Genomic DNA, 5,007 nt, shown 5'->3' with positions numbered 1-5,007 from the left:
GAAACCGAAGTTTCAGGTCCTCTGGTGGAGATAAGCGGGATCGAACCGCTGACCTCTTGAATGCCATTCAAGCGCTCTCCCAGCTGAGCTATACCCCCAGATGTTTGCCGCCGTTTTTCGACTGCTTGATTATTATATCAGGACTTATCCCAATCGTCAATACCCAATTTGAAAAAATTTTACTTTTTTCGGCGCAGGGCCCGAAAGCATTCGATCGTGCTGTTTTGAGCAAGCTGTGCAGGGGGAATGGGCCAAGGATGAAAAAGTCCAGTGCAAGGATTTGATGGACGGATGAGGCAGGAAGCGCTATGATAATACCACAAAGTTAGTTGATGCTAACTGAATGGAGTCGTCCACCGGCTTTTGGGGATGCCGCGCTGCGGCGGGCCGGGAAAACGATCCACCCAATCACATGACCCTCCATAACGAAAACGCCAGAGGGCGGCGCCGGTTTGCTTCCGGCGCCGCCCTCGGCGTTTATAGCATATACAGAACAATCAGAACAGCCGCTGGCCCTGCACGTACTTGGCGCAGGGAGCGCCGTCGCCCAGGTAGACCATCCGCTCCAGCCGCTCGGGCAGGCTGCACAGCCGGGTGGTGGGCAGGTTGGAATCGTCCATCACGATGGCGTCGAACTCATAGCCGGGCTCAAAGCTGCCCACCTTGCCGAAGAAGGCGCCGCCGCCCTTGGTGGCCAGATACAGCACCTCGGGCATGGTCAGGGCGGGGGTGTTCTGGTCCACCAGCCGCCAGCGCAGCTTGGAGCACTGGATGGCGTCGGTCATGGCACGGAAGATGGACAGATGCGCGCCGCCGGCCACATCGCTGCCCAGGCCAACCTTCTGGCCCTCCATCAAAAAGCTCTTGATGGGAGCGATGCCGGAGGAAACGTTCATGTTGGACTGGGGGCAGTGGGCGATGAACACGCCGTTCTCCTTCATGCGGGCCCGCTCTTCCGCGCCGCTCCAGACGCAGTGGGCCATCACGGTGGGGCACTCGCCGCCGAACAGGCCGAACTGCTCGTAGGCCTCGCCGTAGAACCGGGTGCCGGGGCACAGCTCGCTCACCCACTTGATCTCGGAAAGATTTTCCGACAGGTGGGACTGCATGGGCACGCCGAATTCCTTCTGTAGCTTGCCCAGACCGGCCATCAGCTCATCGGTGCAGCTGGGGGTGAAGCGGGGAGTGAGCATGGGCTTGCTCTTTTGGAAGGCGGCGCTGTCCAGCAGCCACTGGCGGGTCTCGGCCAGGGATTCCTCGCTCGTCTCCCGCAGAATGTCCGGGCTGTTGCGGTCCATGTTTACCTTGCCCACGTAGCAGCACAGGCCGGCCTTCTCCAGCAGCTCCATCAGCTTGAGGGTGGCGGGCCGGTGAATGGTGGCGAAGATGCAGGCGCGGGTGGTAGCGCTGTGCAGCAGCTGCTGGGTGAAGATGCTGTAGGCCTTCTCGGCATATTCCGGGTCAGCGAACTTGCTTTCTTCCGGGAAGGCGTTGGCCTCCAGCCACTGCAGCAGCTCCATGTCCATGCCCAGGCCCCGGTAGGCGTACTGGCTGGCGTGTACGTGCAGATCCACCAGGCCGGGCAGGATCAGCTTGCCGCTGTGGTCCTCCACAGGCAGGTCCTTGTACTGCTCGGGCAGCTGAGCGAACACGCCCGCCACCTTCTGCTCCACGCATACCAGATAGCTTTCCGGGTAGATGGCCAGCTGGCCAGGAGCGGGGGTGAAGAAGATATTGCCCTTCAGGGCAAATGAAGTCTGGTTCATGGACTACTCCTTTTATTACATTATTAATGGAAAAAATCATCTTAGAAAACGGCCGCCGAATATTATAACGGAATTCACGTAAAAGGGCAAGGGGAAAATGCAACAGAAAATCTCTTGCATTTATGGTGGTTTTATTATATAATAGCACTGTTCGGACAGAGCCAAAACGGTGCGCTGTTCGGCATACGGATGCGGGCCCTGTGCGATGGGGCCCCATGAACCATGTCAGGCGGGGAACCGAGCAGCATTAAGTGGTCTGCCCTGTGCGCCGCAGGCAGCCTGCATCCGTATGCCAAGCAGCGCAAAGGCAGGCGCATTGGCGCTTGCGGGCCTGTCCGTTTTTTGTACCGGCAGAAAGGAGGGCACGGCAGGATGTATCGGGCGCTTTACCGCAAATGGCGGCCCCGCACCTTCGAGGACGTGGTGGGCCAGCAGGGCATTGTGTCGGCCCTGAAAAACCAGATCGCCACCGGGCGGGTGGGCCATGCCTACCTGTTCACCGGTACCCGGGGCACCGGCAAGACCACCTGCGCCAAGATCTTCGCCAAGGCGGTGAACTGCCAGGACAAGACCAGCCCGGACCCCTGCGGCGTCTGCCAGATCTGCAAAGGCATCGACGACGGCTCCATCCTGGACGTGGTGGAGATCGACGCCGCCTCCAACAACGGCGTGGACAACATCCGCGATCTGCGGGACGAGACCGCCTATACCCCCAGCGCCTGTGCCTACAAGGTATATATCATCGACGAGGTGCACATGCTTTCCATTGCGGCGTTCAACGCGCTGCTCAAAATCATGGAAGAGCCGCCCAGTCATGTGATCTTCATCCTGGCCACGACCGAGATTCACAAGGTGCCGGCCACCATTTTGTCCCGCTGCCAGCGGTACGACTTCGGCCGCATCAAGCCGGAGGACATCGCCGCCCGGGTGAGCTACGTGGCCGCTCAGGAGCAGCTGGAGCTGACCGAGGGTGCGGCGGCGCTGATCGCCCGCCTGGCGGACGGTGCGCTCCGTGACGCGCTGTCCATCCTGGACACCTGCGCCGGTGTCTCCACCCAGATCGACGAGGAGCTGGTGCGGCGGATGGCCGGTGTGACCGACCGCAGCTACCTGTTCCGCATCAGCGACGCGCTGCACAGCAAAAACGCCACCGAGGCTCTGGCCGAGGTGGCCCAGCTGCGTCAGCAGTCGGTGGACATGAAGCGCCTGTGCGAGGAGCTGATCGCCCATTACCGCAACCTGATGCTGGCGGCACTTCCCGGCGGCAAGGCCCTGCTCAGCGGGGTGGCCCCGGAGGAGGAAGCCCAGTATCTGCAAACCGCTGAAACCATCCGCCAGGGCGAGAGCGTGCGGGCCGTGCGCCTGCTGGGCTCCGCGCTGGAAAAGATGGGCCGGGGCACCGACCAGCGCATTGAGCTGGAGCTGGCCCTCTTTGCCCTGACCGAAACGCCGCAGGCTGCCCAGCAGCCGGTGCAGGCCGCCCCGGTGCAGACAGCATCGGCCCAGCAGCAGGCCCCGGCCTTTGGCCAGCAGAGCGCGGCCCCCTTTGCGGCAGCGCCCTTTGCCGCCGCTGATCCCGCACCCTTCGCGGTGCGCCAGCCGGAAGCCGCGGCCCCGGCAGCAGCTGCCCCCAAGGCGACTGCGCAAAATGCCGCGCCCCAGAGTCAGGACCTTCCCCCCTGGGAGCTGGATGCCCCTCCTGTGAGCGCGCAGGAGATCCGGAAGATGGCAAAACCGGCGGACGCGCCCATCGAGACGGCCCAACAGCCGGAACCCCTGCCCTGGGAGGCAGAGCCCATCCAGCAAAAGGAGGTCCCGCCCCCGGTGGAGCAGGTCCAGCCAAAACGGCAGAGCCTTGCGGCCCCCGCCAAGGGTGAGCCGCCTCAGCCCTTCGAGCCCTGGCCCCAGGTGGTCGCCATTCTGGAGACCCGGGACCGGCAGCTCTATTCCCACCTGAAAAAGTCCCGTGCCGTGTACGACGGCCGCCGGGTGCTGATCGAAGGCGGGCCGACCTTCCGTGACTTCATCCGTAAGAACCGAGAATCTCAGGAGATCCTTGGCAAGCCCGACGTGAACGCCCTGATGCGCCAGGCCCAGAAGATGCAGGAAGAGATGAAGGCCAAGCAGGAGGAGCTGGAGAACACCGAGTACCAGGCTTCCGCTGGCGGCGGCATGGTTCAGATCACCATGACCGGCAAGCACGAGATCACCTCCCTCAAGATCAATCCCGAGATCGTGGACAAGGACGACATCGAGATGCTGGAGGATATGGTGGCCGCTGCGGTGAACGAGGCTGTTCGCGTGGTGGACGCTGACTCCGACAAGGCCATGCAGGAGCTGACCGGCAACGCCAACTTCCCCGGCCTGTAAGGAGCGATCAGCATGGGATACAACGCCGCGCCGCTGGAGCGGCTGGTGGAACAGTTTTCCAAATTTCCCGGCATCGGGCGCAAAGGCGCCACCCGCATGGCCTATCAGGTGCTGAGCATGCCCGCTGCCGAGGCGGCAGAGCTGGCCAAGGCCATTGAGGAGGCGCACACCAAGCTGCACCGGTGCAAGGTCTGCCAGGATTACACCGAGAACGAGCTGTGCAAGGTCTGTTCCTCGCCCAAGCGGGATCATTCGGTGATCTGCGTGGTGGAAAGCCCCCGGGATGTGACCGCTTTCGAGCGCACCCGGGAGTATAATGGATTGTACCACGTGCTGCACGGCCTGATCTCGCCCATGGACGGCATCGGCGCCGATCAGCTTTGCGTGAAGGAGCTGCTGGCCCGCCTGCACGACGGCGAGGTTCAGGAGGTCATCATGGCCACCAACCCCACCGTGGAGGGCGAAGCCACCGCCATGTATCTGGCGAAGCTCATCAAGCCCCTGGGCGTCAAGACCACCCGCCTGGCTTACGGCCTGCCGGTGGGCTCCAGCCTGGAATATGCCGATGAGACCACCCTGTATAAGGCGCTCAGCGGCCGGGGCGAGCTGTGAGCGGCTTGACAAAGCCGACCGCAGCGGGTTATACTTTGTAAACAGAAGCCAAGGGCGCACACCGGAGGAGGTGACGAAATGCCCGAGCAGGTGAAAACCAAACAGATTGCCGCCAACCGGCAGGCACGGCACGAGTATTTCGTCATGGAAAGCCTGGAAACAGGCATCGAGCTGGTGGGCACCGAGGTGAAAAGTCTCCGCATGGGCCAGGTGAACATGAAGGACTCCTGGGTGGATGTGGAGAATGGGCAGCTGATCG

General features: G+C 62.4%; 4 protein-coding genes, 1 tRNA gene and 1 other RNA gene. 4 read left to right on the top strand and 2 right to left on the bottom strand.

The annotated features are described in order from the left end of the window. Positions 1-22: 22 nt before the first annotated feature. A tRNA-Ala gene (locus tag J7G73_RS12525) sits at positions 23-98 on the bottom strand. 399 nt (positions 99-497) lie between these two features. Beyond that, positions 498-1,766, bottom strand: coding sequence for an amidohydrolase family protein (locus J7G73_RS12520; protein WP_291246504.1), 1,269 nt, complete (start codon positions 1,764-1,766; stop codon positions 498-500). Positions 1,767-1,955: 189 nt separating this feature from the next. Here J7G73_RS12520 and ffs point away from each other — a divergent pair. From ffs to J7G73_RS12500, 4 genes are all read left to right on the top strand, one after another. Further along, positions 1,956-2,054: signal recognition particle sRNA small type (gene ffs / locus J7G73_RS12515), an RNA gene on the top strand. Between the two features lie 84 nt (positions 2,055-2,138). Continuing rightward, positions 2,139-4,136 carry a DNA polymerase III subunit gamma/tau gene (gene dnaX, locus J7G73_RS12510; RefSeq protein ID WP_291246503.1) on the top strand — a complete coding sequence of 666 codons (1,998 nt, stop codon included), beginning with the start codon at positions 2,139-2,141 and terminating at the stop codon, positions 4,134-4,136. 12 nt (positions 4,137-4,148) lie between these two features. Beyond that, positions 4,149-4,748 (top strand): recombination mediator RecR, encoded by a 600-nt coding sequence (gene recR, locus J7G73_RS12505; RefSeq protein ID WP_291246502.1) that lies wholly within the window; start codon positions 4,149-4,151, stop codon positions 4,746-4,748. A gap of 78 nt (positions 4,749-4,826) precedes the next feature. After that, the coding region (locus J7G73_RS12500; protein WP_291246501.1) for an SsrA-binding protein at positions 4,827-5,007 on the top strand (181 nt) is incomplete at its 3' end.

Source organism: Allofournierella sp. (genome assembly GCF_017889395.1).
Lineage (GTDB): Bacteria > Bacillota > Clostridia > Oscillospirales > Ruminococcaceae > Allofournierella.
Note: the sequence above shows the minus strand (reverse complement) of the source record. Positions and strands in the feature narration are given on the sequence as shown.